The organism is Hydrogenophaga atypica (assembly GCF_042665215.1).
Classification (GTDB): domain Bacteria; phylum Pseudomonadota; class Gammaproteobacteria; order Burkholderiales; family Burkholderiaceae_C; genus Hydrogenophaga; species Hydrogenophaga defluvii_A.
The window spans coordinates 19,449-36,954 of the sequence record NZ_JBHTCA010000010.1 but is presented as its reverse complement, the minus strand read 5'-3'; the positions used below and the strand labels follow the sequence as shown (position 1 = coordinate 36,954).

Annotated in this window: 16 protein-coding genes; 14 read left to right on the top strand and 2 right to left on the bottom strand. The window is 60.2% G+C overall.

Annotation, left to right across the window (positions count from 1 at the left end; translation table 11 throughout):
• Positions 1 to 14 precede the first annotated feature (14 nt).
• The 4 genes from ACFQPB_RS13825 to ACFQPB_RS13810 are packed head-to-tail and all read left to right on the top strand — an operon-like array spanning position 15 to position 4,980.
• The gene (locus tag ACFQPB_RS13825; RefSeq protein ID WP_382224285.1) at positions 15 to 2,084 is read left to right on the top strand and encodes an ATP-dependent nuclease; all 2,070 of its coding nucleotides are present in this window, start codon (positions 15 to 17) and stop codon (positions 2,082 to 2,084) included.
• Positions 2,077 to 2,958, top strand: coding sequence for a UvrD-helicase domain-containing protein (locus tag ACFQPB_RS13820; RefSeq protein ID WP_382224282.1), 882 nt, complete (start codon positions 2,077 to 2,079; stop codon positions 2,956 to 2,958). Before ACFQPB_RS13825 ends, ACFQPB_RS13820 begins: the two co-directional genes overlap by 8 nt.
• Positions 2,858 to 3,805 carry a 3'-5' exonuclease gene (locus tag ACFQPB_RS13815; RefSeq protein WP_382224279.1) on the top strand — a complete coding sequence of 316 codons (948 nt, stop codon included), beginning with the start codon at positions 2,858 to 2,860 and terminating at the stop codon, positions 3,803 to 3,805. Before ACFQPB_RS13820 ends, ACFQPB_RS13815 begins: the two co-directional genes overlap by 101 nt.
• A 29-nt stretch (positions 3,806 to 3,834) precedes the next feature.
• Entirely contained in the window at positions 3,835 to 4,980 is a 1,146-nt protein-coding gene (locus ACFQPB_RS13810; protein WP_382224276.1) for a competence protein CoiA family protein, read from the top strand.
• Here the strand turns inward: ACFQPB_RS13810 and ACFQPB_RS13805 are convergent.
• A complete protein-coding gene (locus ACFQPB_RS13805; RefSeq protein WP_382224273.1) occupies positions 4,977 to 5,855 on the bottom strand; it encodes a hypothetical protein in 879 nt (292 codons plus the stop codon). The two genes, ACFQPB_RS13810 and ACFQPB_RS13805, sit on opposite strands and share 4 nt — an antisense overlap.
• Before the next feature lie 320 nt (positions 5,856 to 6,175).
• Between ACFQPB_RS13805 and ACFQPB_RS13800 the strand changes: the two genes are divergently transcribed.
• The 6 genes from ACFQPB_RS13800 to ACFQPB_RS13775 are packed head-to-tail and all read left to right on the top strand — an operon-like array spanning position 6,176 to position 12,005.
• The gene (locus ACFQPB_RS13800; RefSeq protein WP_382224271.1) at positions 6,176 to 6,787 is read left to right on the top strand and encodes a hypothetical protein; all 612 of its coding nucleotides are present in this window, start codon (positions 6,176 to 6,178) and stop codon (positions 6,785 to 6,787) included.
• Positions 6,780 to 7,724, top strand: a complete 945-nt coding sequence (locus tag ACFQPB_RS13795) for a nucleotidyl transferase AbiEii/AbiGii toxin family protein (protein WP_382224268.1) — start codon at positions 6,780 to 6,782, stop codon at positions 7,722 to 7,724. Before ACFQPB_RS13800 ends, ACFQPB_RS13795 begins: the two co-directional genes overlap by 8 nt.
• 8 nt (positions 7,725 to 7,732) lie before the next feature.
• Complete coding sequence (locus ACFQPB_RS13790; protein WP_382224266.1) at positions 7,733 to 8,191, top strand: hypothetical protein; 459 nt, start codon at positions 7,733 to 7,735, stop codon at positions 8,189 to 8,191.
• A 29-nt stretch (positions 8,192 to 8,220) separates the two neighbouring features.
• Positions 8,221 to 9,681 (top strand): AbiJ-related protein, encoded by a 1,461-nt coding sequence (locus tag ACFQPB_RS13785; RefSeq protein WP_382224264.1) that lies wholly within the window; start codon positions 8,221 to 8,223, stop codon positions 9,679 to 9,681.
• Positions 9,674 to 10,975, top strand: coding sequence for a rubredoxin (locus ACFQPB_RS13780; RefSeq protein ID WP_382224261.1), 1,302 nt, complete (start codon positions 9,674 to 9,676; stop codon positions 10,973 to 10,975). The genes ACFQPB_RS13785 and ACFQPB_RS13780 overlap by 8 nt, the downstream gene beginning before the upstream one ends.
• Before the next feature lie 46 nt (positions 10,976 to 11,021).
• Complete coding sequence (locus ACFQPB_RS13775) at positions 11,022 to 12,005, top strand: KAP family P-loop NTPase fold protein (RefSeq protein ID WP_382224258.1); 984 nt, start codon at positions 11,022 to 11,024, stop codon at positions 12,003 to 12,005.
• 114 nt (positions 12,006 to 12,119) lie between these two features.
• Here the strand turns inward: ACFQPB_RS13775 and ACFQPB_RS13770 are convergent, their stop codons facing one another.
• Entirely contained in the window at positions 12,120 to 13,094 is a 975-nt protein-coding gene (locus ACFQPB_RS13770) for an IS5 family transposase (RefSeq protein ID WP_382224477.1), read from the bottom strand.
• 36 nt (positions 13,095 to 13,130) lie between these two features.
• Here ACFQPB_RS13770 and ACFQPB_RS13765 point away from each other — a divergent pair, with 36 nt between their 5' ends.
• The 4 genes from ACFQPB_RS13765 (at position 13,131) to ACFQPB_RS13750 (ending at position 17,496) form a co-directional block, all read left to right on the top strand.
• A complete protein-coding gene (locus ACFQPB_RS13765; protein WP_382224255.1) occupies positions 13,131 to 14,336 on the top strand; it encodes a hypothetical protein in 1,206 nt (401 codons plus the stop codon).
• 400 nt (positions 14,337 to 14,736) lie between these two features.
• Complete coding sequence (locus tag ACFQPB_RS13760) at positions 14,737 to 15,375, top strand: FMN-binding negative transcriptional regulator (RefSeq protein WP_382224252.1); 639 nt, start codon at positions 14,737 to 14,739, stop codon at positions 15,373 to 15,375.
• Between the two features lie 16 nt (positions 15,376 to 15,391).
• Positions 15,392 to 16,543, top strand: a complete 1,152-nt coding sequence (gene tadA / locus ACFQPB_RS13755) for a tRNA adenosine(34) deaminase TadA (RefSeq protein WP_382224250.1) — start codon at positions 15,392 to 15,394, stop codon at positions 16,541 to 16,543.
• Positions 16,544 to 16,563: 20 nt separating this feature from the next.
• Positions 16,564 to 17,496: an LD-carboxypeptidase gene (locus ACFQPB_RS13750; protein ID WP_382224247.1), complete on the top strand. Its 933-nt coding sequence runs from the start codon at positions 16,564 to 16,566 to the stop codon at positions 17,494 to 17,496.
• The last annotated feature ends 10 nt before the right edge of the window (positions 17,497 to 17,506 follow it).

Below are 17,506 nucleotides of genomic sequence, written 5' to 3'. Positions count from 1 at the left end.
AAAAATGGGGACACATGCTCATTCATCAAGTCGCGATCAAGAACTTCCGCCTTCTGGCAGACGTTGACCTCGTCTTGGAAGATCAAACGACCGTCATCGTTGGCCGAAATAACAGCGGAAAAACCTCTCTTTCGGAAGTCATGCGGCGTCTCCTGGCTGACGGCAGCGCAGCGTTTCAGCTAGAGGACTTTTCCAGTGCCTGCTACGACCACTTCTGCGAAGCTCTGGAAGCGCTGAACCAGGGTGCCGACGAAGATGCCATCCGCGCGCTTATCCCGACCATTGAACTGCGGTTGAAGTTCACGTACGACCCCGCGCAGCCTCAGCTAGGTCCTCTGGGTCCCTTCGTGATCGATCTGGATCCAGCGTGCGCCGACGCACTGGTGGTGGTTCGCTATGAACTCAAGGACGGCCAGTTGGCGAGCTTTCTCGAGGGTCAGCCCAAAGAGGCGCTAACTCCCGAAGCGCGAGTCGCATTCTTCCGTGTGCTGCGTGAGCGAATACCCACCGAATTCAGCGTGAAGATCTGGGCTGAAGATCCCAATGATCGGGACAATCACCGTCAACTGCTGCCAGGCGCATTGCGAGGCCTAGTCAAGACCGGGTTCATCAATGCGCAGCGAGGCCTCGACGATGTAACGTCGCGAGAGTCGGACGTGCTGGCCAAGACCGTGGAGGGCCTTTTTGCGACAGCTTCCTCGGCGTCGGCTGATACTGCGGACAAGCAAATTGCCGAAGCGCTGAAAGGCGCTGTCCAGGACATCCAGACCCAGATCGACGCGAACTTCGGTGGTCAACTCAAAAGCCTGATTCCTGCGCTGCAGACCTTTGGCTACCCGGGGCTGGGGGGACAGGAACTGCACACTGAAACCCTTCTTGACGTCCGAAAGCTGCTCTCGAATTTCACCAAGGTTCGCTACGCGGGCTACGGCGGCATCACATTGCCCGAGTCATACAACGGCCTAGGCGCTCGCAACCTGATCTTCATCCTGCTGCAACTGGCCGGCTTCTACAAGGCGTTTCGCGCAGAGACTACCGAGCCGGGCGTGCACCTGATCTTCATCGAGGAACCCGAAGCGCATCTGCATCCCCAGATGCAGGAAGTCTTCATTCGCCAACTGGCCAAAATTGCGCAGCAACTGGTTGACGGCACGCAGGACAAGAGGCCTTGGCCCGTTCAGTTTGTCGTATCTACCCATTCATCTCACATCGCCAATGCGGCCGGCTTCGAAAGCATTCGATACTTCCTTGGCGCACCGGCGCCAGGGGCTCAGGAAGGAATTCGGACGACTAGGATCAAGGACTTGCGCAAGGGGCTCAAAGACATACAGCCGGAAGACAAGAAATTTCTTCACCAGTACATGACGTTGACGCGCTGTGACTTGTTCTTCGCAGACAAGGCGGTTCTTGTCGAGGGGCTGAGCGAGCGGCTATTGCTTCCGGTCATCATCGCGAAGCTGGAAGTGGCTGACCCCGAGAGTCCAAAGCTGTCGAGCCAATACGTGACGGTGATGGAGGTCGGTGGTGCCTACGCGCATCTGTTCTTCGATTTGCTGAAGTTCCTCGAACTTCGCAGTCTGATCATCACGGATCTGGACGCTGTCGAGAAACCCGGTGGCAAGGCGTGTGCGGTTCACCTCGGCACGTATTCCAGCAACGCCTGTTTGAAGGCGTGGTTTTCCGAGGACGATCCCTTCACGTTAGCGGGTTTGCTCGCCAAGAAAGACGCCGGCAAAGTGCTCAAGCGAAATCGCATCGCCTATCAACGCGCCGAGAAAGAGGGTGATCCCTGCGGGCGAACGTTCGAAGACGCGTTCATCCTCGCAAATCCTAAACTGTTCGGCCTGACCGAGAAGACTCCCCAAGGGCTTGAACTGGAAGCCCGAAGCAAGGCGGAAGAATGGAAGAAGTCGGAGTTCGCATTGAAGCATGCGATCGCCGAGACGGAGTGGGTCGCACCGGCGTACATCGTGGACGGCGTTCGGTGGCTGGCTCGCGGCGATGTTGTCGCTCCCGATCCGGCATTGGCGCTGGCAGTTGAAGCAGCTGTGCCGCCCGTGGAAGGAGGCGTCGGTCATGCCTGAGGTTGAGTCACCGGCAGAAGCCGCCAGCCGGCGCGCGCTCGAAGCCATGTATGCCTGCCTTGACGCGGGAAATAGCTTTCGCTTGGAGGCGGGCGCAGGTGCTGGCAAGACGTATTCGCTGATCAAGGCGCTCCGGTTCTTGATTGAGCGCAACAAGGACATTTTTCCGAAACGCAGTCAGCAGATTGCGTGCATCACCTTCACCAACGTTGCCAAGGACGAGATTGCAGCAAGGACAGACCGTAGCCCCATGGTCTTTTGCGAGACCAACCACGCGTTCTGTTGGTCGCTGATCAGCGGCATCCAGAAGCCGCTCAGGGCGCTCATCGAAGCGATGCCTGACTGGAGGGAGAAGATCGAAGAGGTTGGCGGAAGTGTGGGCACACGCGCCATCGAGTACAGCCTTGGGCACCGTTCCATTCGCGACCATCGCGTTTTCATCCACCACGACGATGTCCTGCCGCTCACGATTTCGCTTATGGCGCACGAGAAGTTCCGTCGCATGATCGCGGATCGCTTTCCGATCATTCTGGTCGATGAGTACCAGGACACGGACAGCGATTGGGTCGAGGCGATCAAGGCCCATTTTCTCGGGCGGCCCGGCGCGCCGCTGTTTGGTTTCTTTGGTGATCATTGGCAGAAAATCTACGGCGGTGGGTGCGGCAAGCTGGAGCATGCAAGCGTGACGGAGATCGGCAAGGAGGCCAACTTCCGTTCGGTCAAGGTTGTCGTCGACTCTCTCAATCGAATGCGACCAGAACTGCAGCAATTTGTTGAAGATCCGCAAAGGTCAGGTTCGCGTTTTTCACACGAACCATTGGCAAGGGCAACGGCAAAAGGGCGCGCATTGGGGTGGAGATCTGCCTTCGCCTGACGCACAGGCTACCCTGGAGCGCGTCAAGGTTACGTTGGAGCAGGCTGGGTGGGATTTTTCGCCTAGCCACACCAAGATTCTTATGCTGACTCATCGGCTGTTAGCAAGCCAGCAGGGCTATTCAAATCTGGCAGCGACGTTCCGGTTCAACGATGCGTTCACGAAGAAGGAGCATGACCATATTGCCTTCTTTGTAGATCAATTGGAGCCTGCATGCGATGCCTTCATTGCCCGCAGGTATGGGGCGATGTTCGAAGCGCTAGGCGGCACCACGCCACAGATGCGCAGTCATTCGGACAAGACGATATGGCACGATGCCATGACGCAGTTGGTGGCTCTTCGCGAAGGTGGAACTGTAGGGCAGGTTGTTGAACACCTGCGTGCTCAGCGAAAGCCGAGACTTCCGGACGCTGTCGAGAAGCGTGAGCGAGAACTGCGTGACTTCGACAAGGCCGCGGGCATCGAAATGCCACGGGTGTTGGAAGAACTGGAGGAGCTGCGAGACGTCGCCTATTCCGAGGTCAAGGCGCTTCGCCGCTACCTCGATGGTCACTCGCCGTTCGAGACGAAGCACGGTGTCAAGGGAGCCGAGTTCGAGAACGTCCTGGTTGTGGTCGGGCGCGGCTGGAACCAATACAACTTCGGTGAAATGCTAGAGCTTGCTGGCGTCGAGGCGGTTCCCGCCGCGAAGGAAGAAGCATTCGAGCGCAACCGCAACCTGTTCTACGTCGCCTGCTCCAGGCCCCAGAAGCGGCTCGCCATCCTCTTCACCCAACTCCTGTCACCCGGAGCCATGGCAACGCTTGAGAACTGGTTTGAGGCGGATGCCGTTACGCCGGCTCCGTAGCTGGTTATCAAGGAAACGCACGAAAACTCATGTCGTTCAAATGCAAGTCAGGCGATCAAGAACTGCTCTCCATCGATTTCGATGCTGATGGCTGGGAAGACCTGCGGGCTCGAAACCGCAAGGATCGTGCGTTGAAGATGACGTGCTGCGGCGCTGACGTGACTCTTCGGCAAACAAAACTCGGTACACAGTACTTCGCGCATGCCAAGAAAGGAAGTTGTCCGGCCGGTACGGACCCGGCTGAGGTCCTACTGGCAAGGGAGGTGATCGCCAAGGCTGTGCGACGGGCGGGTTGGAATGTTTCGGTCGAAGCGGCTGGAACATCGAGTGGAGAAGACGGGTGGACGGTCGATGTGCTGGCAAGCCGAGAGGGCGGGAAGCCGGTGGCGTTCAAGCTTCAATGGGGGCGCTTGCCGCTGGATGAGGTTTCCCGTTTTCAATCTGTGTTCCAGGCTGCAGGGATTCGCACGCTGTGGCTGATGCGGCAACAGAGCATTCCCGTCGAAAAGGCAGCTCCGGCATTCAGGCTCGGCCATGATGCCGACGCCAACATGTGCGTTGTGTCACTGCCGGGGCCTTACTACCATCCAGCTTTCGCGACCAACAAGAACAGCAATGATCCGAACTACTGGCGGCAGCACATCGATCTGGGCCGGTTTGTCGAGGGGGCATTGGGCGGGAAGCTGCGCTTTGCGCCACAGGTCGAGCGCACCTTGCCGCTGGACGTCTGCGCGGCGTATACCGAGTGCTGGCGCTGTAAGAAGACGACAGGCCTCGTCATCGATCTGTGTTTCGCCGCCAGCCGGGTGCTTCAGGGCGCCGCGGATGTCACGGCCAAGATCTACGATTTCGATGATGAGGGTAGGGGGGGCGCGCTGTTGATGTCTACGTTGCCGGCCGCGCTCCTGGCGCCCCACGGCATTGGTCCGATCAAGCCGCGATACAGCCGAACGGAAGGACAGCCCTACCTATCCAACGGCTGCATTCATTGCGACGCGCTGCAAGGACGCTTCTTTGACCATGAGGTTACCTACGACGCTCATCCGATCTTCAGCATCGATGTGCAGTTCGATAACCGTTGGGTGTCGCACCTGGAGGACCGTGAAGCCATCGATAAATGGTGGTTCGACGATCGACCAGGCGAGGACACCGCAGAGGACGCTCCAAAGAGCTAGATTTTCTTGGCGTCCCGCCAGTTCGACGTCACTGAACTTTGTACCGGCTGGTATCGCGCCTGACCGACCGACGTCTGCTTTTCCAGTTGGAACAGCAGGGAGTCCTGCTCCTTCACCGTCATCTTGTCGAACAACGCTCGCTCCTCTGCATTCAAGAGATGGCCGAACTTTTCAAAGCGGGTGCGCTTGTCGTCTGACGGAAGCTCGGCGAAACCCTGTGTGGTCGAGAACACCACTTGGCCATCTACCCGGATCTCGGGGACTTCGCCGATGTCGATGAATTTTCCGCCAAGCCAGATGTGGGTGGGCGGGAAGAACGAGAGCTCGCTGGTCTGCTTGTAGACCTCCTCAAGGGAGGCGGGAGCGGCCGCGCCCAAGTAGCGGAAGAGTCTGTAGTTCTGCAGGTCGTCCAGCGCTGTGCTAGCCAAGTCTTCGGGTGACTGTGTCTCGAAAAGCGTGGTGCCCGTCTCGTCGTCACGGTAGTGGACCAGCCCCCGCCATAGATCTCTGGCCGCGAGGTACCACCCGTCGTCGCATTCTGCGTACTCGGATGTCAGGGAAAGCTGTTCTGCGTCCTTGACGTCCATCGCAAAGACAAATCCTTGAGCGAAGGCCTTCTGTGAGTCGCTCGACGCGGGATTGCGTGTGGCTGCCCGATTCAGAAGCCCTTTTAGCGACTCGGGAAGCGGTTTGCTGAGACTGACATTGGCTGTCTGCTCGATGCATACCGTCACATGCTTCCAGTGCTCGTAGCCGTGCTGCTTGGCGACAGCATCCAGCGCGACGGCAAGCGATGTACGGGTGGTTTTGCGAAGCGTCTTGGCCAGACGTTTGAGTTTTTCGGCGGCGGTTGCCGTGGTGGAGATGAATTCCATGGTGCGTTCCTGTATGTTGCCGCGGATGTACCCGGTGCTCACTGCCGCGCTCCGCGAAACATGGGAAGCTCAGACGAAGGTCTTCACGTCGTCCCGGCGAACCGGGTGGGCCATGGTGAGCAGCTGGCGTCGACGAACGCACCGAGGAATTCTATCGCACTGCTCGTCACCAGATGCGGGATGTCGCGGCGATCACAGATGGTTCGGTCAAGGAAACTGGCTTGGACCGGCCAGCGGGCAAACCCCGTAAGGTGCATTTCGGGGCAGACGTGGCCGGCGGAAAGCGGTAAAATGCATGAAATCTCAATGAAAAACTAGCCATGTCTGCCACTGTTGCGAATTCTGCAGAGTCCCTCCGCGGCGCCGCTGCGCACCTTGCGGACGAACTGCAAGCCGGCCGCGTCTATCGGCGGGAGGATCTTGCACGCCTGTCCACCGCGGTGGATAGGCATCTGCGTGAGCTGGTGGCTACCGGGAAGCTGAAGAAGCTCGCCCAGGGGCTGTACCACGCGCCGAAACAGTCCAGTTTCGGTCCACTCCCGCCTGCCGATGAACAAGTGGTGGGAGGTTTCCTGCGCGACAAGGACTTTCTCGTGTTCTCTCCATCGGCCTACAACGCCGTGGGCCTGGGCACCACCCAGCTCTACAACCGCACGCTGGTCTACAACCACAAGCGCCATGGCGTCTTTCGGCTCGGCAACCGGCAGTTCGATTTCAGGATGAAGCCGCGCTTTCCGAAGAAGCTGACACCCGAGTTTCTGTATGTCGACCTGCTGAACAATCTCGAAGAGTTGGCTGAGGACCGCGATGCGGTCTTGCGCCAGGCGCGCAGCAAGCTGCCGTCTTTCGACTCGGCCCGCCTGCAACGCGCAGCCGACAGCTTTGGCAGCGTGGCGACACGCAAGCGCCTGCGGGAGTGGATGGATGCCTGACTTCCTGCACGCACGGCGGGACTTCGACCAGTTGCTTGCGCTCGTCGCCGACGAGCGCGGACTCGATCCCATGCTGGTCGAGAAGGACTATTGGATCATGCATTGCCTGTGGGGCTTGCAGGCCCAGGGCTTCCAGTTCGAGCTGAAAGGCGGCACCTCCTTGTCCAAAGGTTTCGGTGTCATCCACCGCTTCTCCGAGGACATCGACATACGCATCGAGCCGCCCGCCGGCATGGATGTGAAGACGGGCCGCAACCAAGACAAGCCGGCGCACGTTGTTTCGCGCCGCGCTTACTACGACGAACTGGCGGTACGCATTCGCATCCCAGGTATCGACAGCGTGGAGCGCGACACACAGTTCGACGACGACAAGATGCGTAGCGCCGGCATCCGCCTGATCTACACGCCGCGTGCATCGGCATTGGCTGGCGTCAAGGACGGCATCTTGCTGGAACTGGGGTTTGATGACACGGCGCCCAATCGGCCGGTCACCATCTCCTCATGGGCGCTGGATGTGGCCAGAGACCGAGGCGTCGACCTGTTCGACAACCGGGCAGTAGCCGTACCCTGCTACGCGCCGACGCACACCTTCGTCGAGAAGCTCCAGACGATCTCCACCAAGTTCCGCCGGTTGGGCGAAGCGCAGGCGTTTCCCGGCAACTTCCTGCGGCACTACTACGACGTGTACTGCCTTCTCGGCTTGGAGGAGGTGCAGGCCTTCATGCGGGAGCCCGCCTACCAGGAGCGCAAGGCGCAGCGCTTTCGGAGCGGAGACGAGCAGGCGATCGCCCGAAACCCGGCTTTTGTCCTGGGCGACTCTGCACAACGTGAGCGCTTCGCGCTGGAATACCGCAAGACGCAGGCGCTGTACTACCAAGGCCAGCCGGATTTCGATGCGCTGGTGGCCCGGATTCATCAATACATCGACGCAATGTGAGGAAGCGCATGCTGGATCGGTATTACACGACATCCATCGGACCCGACGAAGAGGCGCTGCGCGCCGCTTTCATGAAATGCGGCGACCTGATGAAGGCGCGCGGATGCACCGTCATGGGCTTGGCCGTTCACACCAAGAACAATCTCGATGGTGTCGTTCGCACTGTCTTCGGGGAAGACGTTGTGCGCGTGCTCGACAGGGACAACAAGCTCGACCTCAGGGGTATCGTGATCCAGTTGATCACTGAGAAGATCCAGATTCGCAGGCTTGAAGGCCCGGTTCTGGCGGCTTTCATCGATCCGAAGAAGATGGACAAGATCGTCGCCAGCAGTGGGGTGACGGATATTGTGTTCGTGCCCTGGGCGGCTGAAGAGCATGCCGGATATCTGAAGACGTATCCTGATTCGAAGGAGATTTTTCGGTCTCCAAGATTCGAAGCCCTGCTGGCTGAAAGCAGGCAGCACTGATCGATGGCTGTTTACTGACTCCGCGGACCATGGCCATCGTCGTTCCTCTGGAAACGCTGCGCGACCACATCGCGGAAGCCATTGCGGCCAGCGTCAAGGCATATAACGTCCCCGCGGCATGTGTGCGCCTCGGCATCCAGGGCTCGATAGAGGAGAGTGACGGGACGGAAGCCTTTGGCAGCAAGCGCATGTATGTGAAGAGCAGGCTGTTGTCACTGAGCCGGGCTGATCTGCTGCACGTCGCTGAGGCGACCCTCCTTGAGTGTGCCTCCGAGGACCTGAGCGACACCGTGAGCGAGATGACTCGACATGCCGAGCACCGGATCAGCGAACTGGTGCGGCGCGATGTCTTGAAGGCGATCAATCCGCTGTCGCTGCTGTTCGGCGAACTGCCATTGCTCGACAGCCTGAGCGAGATTTTTGGCGTCAGCATCATCCGGGATGACCCTGGGGGCATCCTCGGATGCGACAGTCTTGAGCGGCAGATTGTTCAGCATTGCATTCGCAACGATGACTGGTCGCACGAAGAGTTGCTGACTCGCTGCGGTGCTCTGACTTGCAGCCAGGCCCGCTTCTTCGGCTTGCTGGAAAAGCTGCTCCATCCGATGACCCGACGTGATGCGGAGCAGGGAGAACTTGCAGAGCGCATCACTCAATCCTTGAAACGCGACGGCTTCACGGTCAGACAGATCGGCGCCGAGTCCGGCTATGCAATCTATGGTGTTGTCCGTAGTCAGCTCGGCGTGGCAGGTGAGATGAAGAATCTCATTTTTGCGTCGATCGGCGAGAAGCCGCAGTTGGTGTTCCGCGATGCCGTTAACAATGACGTGGAGATCGTGAAAAATGCCGATAAGGTCTTGGTCTTTGATCGACCCTTGCCTAGCTCAGGGCTGCTGCTTTGGCAGGATCTACAGGACTGGTGGGCACAGGCGCATGGGGTGTCCGACGCCAGCGCTGCGAAGGCGCAGTTGTATCGCCGGCTACTGCAGTCGGTGCGTAGTGCCCAGTCGGCGGGGGAATACGCACTGTTTCATTGCTACTACGAGCGTTATGGGGCACTGCTCGGCTCGAAGATGCCCGTCCTGCTTCCGCAGGTCTATCTGCACTATGACCCATATACGCGGCGAGAGCGGGGGGATGAACAAGTCCTAGCGCGCCAGCGCATGGATTTTCTGTTGATTCTTGCCCAGGGCGCCCGCATCGTCCTCGAAGTAGATGGTCGGCATCACTATGCGGTGCAGGATACAGCGGACCCCGACCTGTACATCGCAAACTCAAAACGTTATGCGGAGATGGCGATGGAAGATCGTCGATTGAAGTTGGCGGGATACGAGGTCTACCGTTTCGGTGGCCAAGAATTCATGGATGTCGATCTGCTGTCTTGGACTGTCGGGTCTAATGCCCAACAAGTAGCAGCGACATTCTTCGATCGGCTGTTGAAGAAGCACGGCGTCCTTTCTTTGACGAGCGGCGCAGTGCACCATGAGTGAAGAACGCTACGAGCAAAGCTGCTTCATGAAGTGGTGTCTCGAACATCCGGGGCCATACACACTCAACGAAGAAATAGAACTCCGAAAAGAGGCGATGGCTGCCCTCGTCGAGTCCGTCAAAACCGGGGATATCACCAGCCTGGACGGTGTGGAGTCGCCACTATCTGAGCGCATTCGCGCTCGACATGGAGTCACAGACTTCGAAATGAACAGCAACTGGGTCGGATCGTCGCAGGACTGGATTTGCCCGTGTTGCGGCCGATCCAAGTTTCAGGTCTCCCGGGTGGGCAAGAAGGGGCAGATCCTGGCAAAACTGGTGGTTCACCACGATCACATGGGCGAAGCCATGAAGGCTGCATTCCACAGCGCCTTTGAAGTTGCTGGCACCCGCGTGGAACAAATCGATGGATGGCGACTGGTGGAGCGCATGGGCGATGCCTTTGCCGCATACGCTGAGGTCCTGGTATGCGAGGACTGCAATAACGCCGACACCGAAGCAAAGAAACTGGCCGGATCGCCGTCATACTTTTCATTCTCCATTGGACAGATCAGACGTTTTATCAGTTCCGCCGATCACCGTCCGCATCTGGTTGAACCGGCGCGGGCAGGGGCGGTGTGGGAAGAAGCAGAACCTGCCTACAAACTGCGCATGAAGCTCATCCGCGCGGTAGCTCAGGCCGCGGCGACCGATGCCCACTGGTATGAACCTCATGCGCGAGCAACTGATCCCATTCCCGTTTTTGGCTTCGCTCGACGGGGCGTCGAGTCGGAGATCGCCCGATGGGCATATGCCGATCCGCTGCTGAGGGCGCTGGGCGCCAACACGAAGGTCTCGGCTCCGAACTTGTCGCGATGGCGGCAGGTCACGCAGAAACCAGGAAAGATGCTTCCGGCGAACTACCTCGCAATGTTGCGCACCGAAGAGTCGCATGGTCGCTCATGGGAGGCCTTGCCAGAGGATTGGTGCTGCCCTATTTGCCAGCGCAGCAAGCATGAACTGGTGTACGTGGGAGAGCAGGGCAAAGTTATATTTGCGATGAGGCTCGTAACCGGGCGCGGCGCTTGGGCGCCACTGACACGGATTTGCAACCATTGCGAATCAACGCTCATGAGCTTGAAGTGGGAGGGCGCTCAACGCGCTGGTAAAGCGCCGAAAAATAGCTATAGCTTTGTCGAACCGATGGAACTGGGAAAAATCATCACAGCCCGTCCTCATTCTCCGCATCTGATCCGGACGAAGGAAGCGCAGGAACTGCTGGCGCTTGTCGTTCAGCGCATTTCGGAAGCGTCCTGAATGCCATATGACAAATACAGACCATCATCAAGGATCGGGGCCAATCGTGAATGATCTTTCGCACAATGACCAACCCATATCAACGCCATCGGAAGACCGCTTTGGGATCGATCCGTTTGCTGCGGCTTTAGCCAAGAGCATTCTCAAGATCAAGTCCCCGGCGGGGTCCGTCATCGCCTTGAACGGGCCCTGGGGTTCCGGCAAGAGCAGCGCCTTGAACCTCATCCGACACCACCTTGATGGTGCCGTGAAAGGAGGTGACATTGCGGTCATCGATTTCACCTGTTGGTGGTTCCGGGGTGAAGAGGCGCTTGCACTGGCTTTTTTCCGGGAGCTATATGCAGGCCTGTCGCCGACATTGGGAGAGAAACTGAAAAAGTCTCTCCCGAAGCTCGGCGCCCGACTCTTGAAGGCCGGGGCGGTCTTGGGCAGTGCGGCAGATCTTGCGGGTGCAGGCGGCGCGGGCGGTGTGGCTGGTGGGGCCATGGAATGGCTCGGTGGATTGATCCAGCAAGAGGAGGGCGTGGAGAAGTTGCATGCAGACCTCTCGAAAGCGCTGGCGGAGCAGCCTCGGCGGTTCCTGGTCGTTATCGATGACATTGATCGGCTCTCGCCAGACGAGGCGCTGCTGATTTTCCGGTTGGTAAAGTCGGTCGGTCGCTTGCCGAATGTCATGTACCTGCTGGTGTACGACCGGCAACTGGCTGAGAAGATTGTCAGTGAGCGGTTTCCTTCGGAGGGGCCGCACTACTTGGAGAAGATCGTCCAGGCGGCGTTCGAGCTGCCGGAGCCGATGACCACCGATGTCCACCGGCATCTTCTTGCACAGATCGGAGCCATCTGCGGCGACCTGTCGGAGGAGCGACTGCTCCGGTTCATGAACATCTTTCACGAAGGGGTGGCACCCGAAATGCGCACCCCACGAGACGTAGCACGTTTCACGAATTCGCTGGCTGTAACTTGGCCCGCGGTAGCGGGCGAAGTCGATCCAGCAGACTTTGTCGCCTTGGAAGTTCTAAGGCAATGCTGATCAAGTAGCGTCAATCCATGGCACGAACCATTTGAATGCCAAATGGCGTGAAACGCTGCCGAATCTCGGCCCGCTGAGCCCGCTCTCTGGAGGCTTTCAGCCCCCTTCAAACCCCTACGGGCGCACCTGTCCCAGCAATTGCCCTCGGCCCAGGTAGATGTTGGCCAGCGCCAAGGCCGTGAACGCCCGCGTGGCGTTCTTCTGAAGCCCGCGGTAGCGCACCTTGGTGAATCCCCACAGGCGCTTGACCACCGCAAAGACATGCTCGACCCGGGCACGCACCCGCGATTTGTTGCGGTTCTTGGCCCGCTGAACTTCGTCCACCTCGCCTGCACGGCGGGTGCGCTGGTTGGTGAAGTCCTTGGCCTTGGGGGCCTTGCTCGCTATCAGTGCTTTCTGGCTGGCATAGGCCGAGTCGCCGTACACACGCCGCTCATTGCCATGCAGCAGATTGGGCAGAGGGTGTTTGTCATGCACGTTGGCCGCCGTCACCACGGCGCTGTGCGCCAGCCCGCTTTGGCTGTCCACGCCAATGTGCAGCTTCATGCCGAAATACCATTGCTGGCCTTTGCGTGTCTGGTGCATATCGGGGTCGCGCGCCTTGTCGGCGTTCTTGGTGGAGCTGGGCGCTGCGATGATCGTGGCATCCACGATGGTGCCGGTGTTGACCTTGAAGCCGCGCTCCTGCAATTGCTGGCCTACCTTGGCAAACAGGGCTTCACCCAGTTTTTGCTCATTGAGCAGTTTGCGAAACTTCAGCAGCGTGGTGGCGTCGGGCACGCGTTCGCGGCCCAGGTCAATCCCCACAAAGCGGCGCAGACTGGCACTGTCATACAGAGCCTCCTCGCACGCCAGATCGGCCAGGTTGAACCAGTGCTGAAGAAAATGGATGCGCAGCATGCGCTCCAACCCAATGGGCGGACGGCCGTTGCCGGCCTTGGGGTAGTGCGGCTCTATCACCTGGCACAGGGCGGCCCAAGGCACTATTGTCTCCATGGTCCGCAAGAACTCTTCACGTCGGGTGGGCTTGCGCGACTGCTCGAATCCGTTGTCTTGATCTGCGGCCATTGCCAGGGTCTGCTGCTTCATCTGCGGATAACGTTTGAGAAGCGACAACGGTGGACCTTGATCAGCATTGCCCTAAGGCTATTGCACCCAGACATTTACCGCGCAGTCCGCCAGAACAAGGATCGTCTGTGCCGCCTGGCAGGTGGCGAGCGCGATGACCGAGGGGCGCGAGCAAAGGAATACGAAGATTTGCTGCTGCGTTCGTCTGTGGGCGCTCAGCGCGAGCGGCTGCGCAACACCATGATGAGGATGTTTCCGGTGCTTGAGGCTGTTTGGGGAAACATGCACTATGGTGGGGATTTCGGACGCCGATGGGCCGTCGAGCGGCGTGTCTGTTCAGCATCTCATTTCGATGCGTACTTTCGCTTCGCCATAGGCGCGGAAGTTCTTTCTGCAGCGGAACTGGATGCACTGATTGCGAAAGCGCAGGACTCCGCGTTTATCGCTGCCGAAATGCAAAGGGCTGCCCTAGTTCTACGGCCTTCAGGTGGAACGAAGGCGGCCGTGATACTTGACGAGCTCAACTTGCATGCCGAGAAGGTCGACACGGCGCATATCCAACCGCTACTGAAAGGACTCTTCGCGGTGGCCGATGAGATCAATGTCGAGGCAGACCGTGGCGGGGCCTTCAGCATGGCAAGCAACGAAATGCGCTTGCATTGGCTGTTGCGCAGTCTTACAAGGGACCGTCTTACGCTGGAGCAGCGGTCAGCCATCTACGTCGCCGCATGCCAAACAGCTTCGTTGGGGTGGTTGGCCAGCTTTGCTGATTCGGCGTGGACAGACTACCACCCTCGCGAGGGGAGGGAGCCGGAGCCCGAAGACAAGTGTCTGACGACTGCCGCTGATGCAGAGACGCTGCGGAAACTTCTTGGGGATCGGATCGCGGATGCTTCGAAAGATGCCTCGCTCCTCAAAAGTCAAGATCTGGCTCATCTGCTGTATCGTTGGCGTGAGCTGGTCAACGACGACGGTGCGGCGGTCAAACAATGGACTGCCGCGCAGTTGACTACCGACGAGGGGGTCAATCAGTTCGCCGTTGCATTCACTTCGTACGGCTGGAGTCAGGGTCTTGGAATAGGTGGCCTCGGTGATCTTGTGGCGAAGCGGACGACTCGGGCACAAGTGAAGAGCCTAGACCGCTTGATGGATGTAGCGGAGTTTCGGCGACGCGTGGAGGAGGTCGGCGCTGGAGGTACATCTCCAGAGGTCACTGAGTTCCTGGAAGCGTGGCGGCATCAGGAGCGAGGAACCGACGACTAGCGGATGTCGTCTATTGCGGCTTCGTTGCGCAATCAATGGTTGCGCTTTGCTTTTGACGAGGGCCGATTTCCGCTATCCTAGACCCTGATTGATGATGGTGTCGCCAGAATCGCTTCCCCGCAAATCGCTCCATCTCCCGCGCCAGCAAAAGATCTGCGCTTCTGACGGTAAAAGCGACGGTATGGCCCCATGTCGATCACAGCCAAGTCCTTTAACCATGCGGGTTTGGGAGGCTTGTTGATGATGGAGTGGGAGTGATTGAACGTCAGGCGACGGCTGGCACCTGATGGCTTCGAGCGGTCATCAGATCGCGAGGGTGTGCACGCGTATCAATGTGATGCCAATGCAGCAAACATGACACAAACGTGGGGCGCTACAGTTAGTGCTGAGGAGCCCCCCCATGTACCTGCCACCCCACTTCAAATCCGATGACCCGGCGCTCGCCGCCCGCTTGGTGCGCGAGCACCCATTCGCCAGCTTGATTTCCAACGACGACGACGGTTTTCCGTTTGTCACGCACCTGCCCCTGCACCTGCAGGAAGAGGGGGAGCGCTGGACCCTGCTGGGCCACTGCGCCCGCGCCAACCCCCACGCGGGCTATCTGGCCAGGCGGCCCCAAGCGCTGGTGACTTTTCTGGGGCCACACGCCTACCTCTCGCCCAAGGTCTACCCCGACCTGGCCCGCGTGCCCACCTGGAACTACCTCGCGGTGCATTGCCAGGTGGAGGCCCGCATTTTGGACGGCGACGAAGCCAAGGACGCGCTGCTCAAACAACTCATTGCGGACCACGAACCCGCCTACGCGCAGCAGTGGCGCGACCTCGACCCGGACTTTGCCCACCGCATGCTGGGTGGCATCGTGGCGTTTGAGTTGAAGGTGCGGGCGCGACAGTGCAAGCTCAAGCTCAACCAGCACCGCAAAGAATCGCACGCCGCCATGCGGGCGGCCTACCGCGCGGGTTCCCCTGATGAGCAGGCCCTGGGGCGGTGGATGGACGATCTCGGCATGGCCCCGCGACAGGCCTTGCCTGCTGCCTGACCTACACTGGCGGCCCATGCAGGCCGACCACTTTTTGCCCCCACACGCCACGGACGAGGACATCATGCGCCTGGCCCTGGCACGGGCGCGTGACGCCGCGGACGCGGGTGAGGTGCCGGTGGGCGCTGTGCTGGTGCGCCGCCGGGCCGAGCACATCGAAGTGCTGGCCGCCGCGCACAACCAGCCCATCACCTCACACGACCCCAGCGCACACGCCGAAATGCTGGTGCTGCGCGATGGTGCCCAAAGCCTGGGCAACTACCGCCTGGACGGCTGCGAGCTGTACGTGACGCTGGAGCCTTGCGCCATGTGCGCGCAGGCCGCGCTGCACGCACGTGTGGCCCGCGTGGTGTTTGGCGCCAGCGAGCCCAAAACTGGCGCCGCCGGTTCGGTGGTCGATCTGTTTGGTGAACCCCGACTCAACCACCAGACACAGGTGTGCGGTGGCGTGCTCAAGGAAGAGGGCGCCGAGTTGCTGCAGGCCTTTTTTGCCCATCGGCGCCTGGCCCAGCGTGCCAACAACCCCCACCCGCTGCGGGAGGATGCCCTGCGCACGCCAGAGGCACGTTTTGCCCCCCTTACCGGCTACCCTTGGGTGCCGCGGTTTGTGAGCCATCTGCCCAGTTTGGCCGGCCTGCGTCTGCACTATCTGGACGAAGGCCCACCAGACGCACCCCTGACGTGGTGGTGCCAACACGGTCACCCCGGCTGGAGCCACATGTACCGCCAGATGATCCCGGTCTTTCTGGCCGCCGGACACCGAGTGGTCGCGCCCGATCTGATCGGCTTCGGCAAAAGCGACAAGCCCAAAAAAGAAGCTGTCCACAGCCTCCAGTGGCACCTTCAGACGCTGCTGCAGCTGTTGACCCACCTGGATTTGAAGCGCGTGGTGCTGGTGATGCCTCAGGGCGATGCCCTGGGGGACCTGCTGCTGCAGGCGGCGCCCCAACGTTTTGTGGGTCATTGGGCGGTAGCTCCCGAAGGTGCCAACGACCAGGATGCCCGACAAGCTGCGGACGCCCCATTCCCCGACCAGGGCCACCGCGCCGGGCCACGCGCCTTTTTGCGCTGGCGGGCCGCATTGGAAAATACCGCCATCTGCCCAAGCGCAGCACCCGCGCCCGACGAGGCGTGCGCCCGCGCCGCCCTGTCCCAGTTTTCTGCTTGATTTTTTGTCCCCAGACGCCCATGGCACACATCTACATCCATTCCCCCAGCAGTTCGGTGCGCGACAAGGCCGCGTTCCAGCGTGGCCTGACACGGCTCAAGGCGTTGGGCCATCAGGTCGAGCTGGACGCCGACGCACGCAGCCACCACCAGCGTTTTGCCGGCGACGATGCCACACGCCTGGCCGCCATCGGCCGCGCAGCGGCCAGTGGCGCCGACGTGGTGATGATCTCGCGCGGTGGTTACGGCCTCACCCGCATCCTGCCCGAGCTGCCTTTCAAAGCCGTTGCCAAGAGCATTGAAAAAGGCACGCAATGGGTGGGCCTGAGCGACTTCACGGCCTTTCAGATGGCGGTGCTGGCCAAAACGGGGGCGACCACGTGGGCGGGCCCGGCGGTGGGCGAGGACTTTGGTGGCCAGGTGGAGGCCGACGGTTCGCCCGACATGATCATGGAAGCCTGTTTTGACGACCTCATCGACGGCCACGGCGAAGGCGCCGGCTGGCGCCTGCCTGCGGCCGACCTCAAGGCCCATCCGCAGCTGGACAACTGGAAAACCGCGCCCGCCACCCTGTGGGGCGGCAACCTCAGCGTGTTGTGCTCGCTGGTGGGCACGCCTTACCTGCCCGAGGTCAAAGGCGGTGTGCTGTTCCTGGAGGATGTGGCGGAGCACCCTTATCGTGTGGAGCGCATGCTGACCCAACTGCTGCACGCCGGCGTTCTGGCGCGCCAGAAGGCCATCGTGCTGGGCAGCTTCAGCGGCTACAAGCTGGTGCCCGGCTACGACCGGGGCTTCGACATGCCCGCCGTGGTGGCCTGGCTGCGTTCGCAGCTCAAGCTGCCCGTGTTGACCGGCCTGCCGTTTGGCCACCTGCCCACCAAGGTGCTGCTGCCCGTGGGGCACAAGGTGCGGCTGATGACAGAAGGGCGCGACGCGCTGATTTATTGGGGCTGAGTGGCTCCAA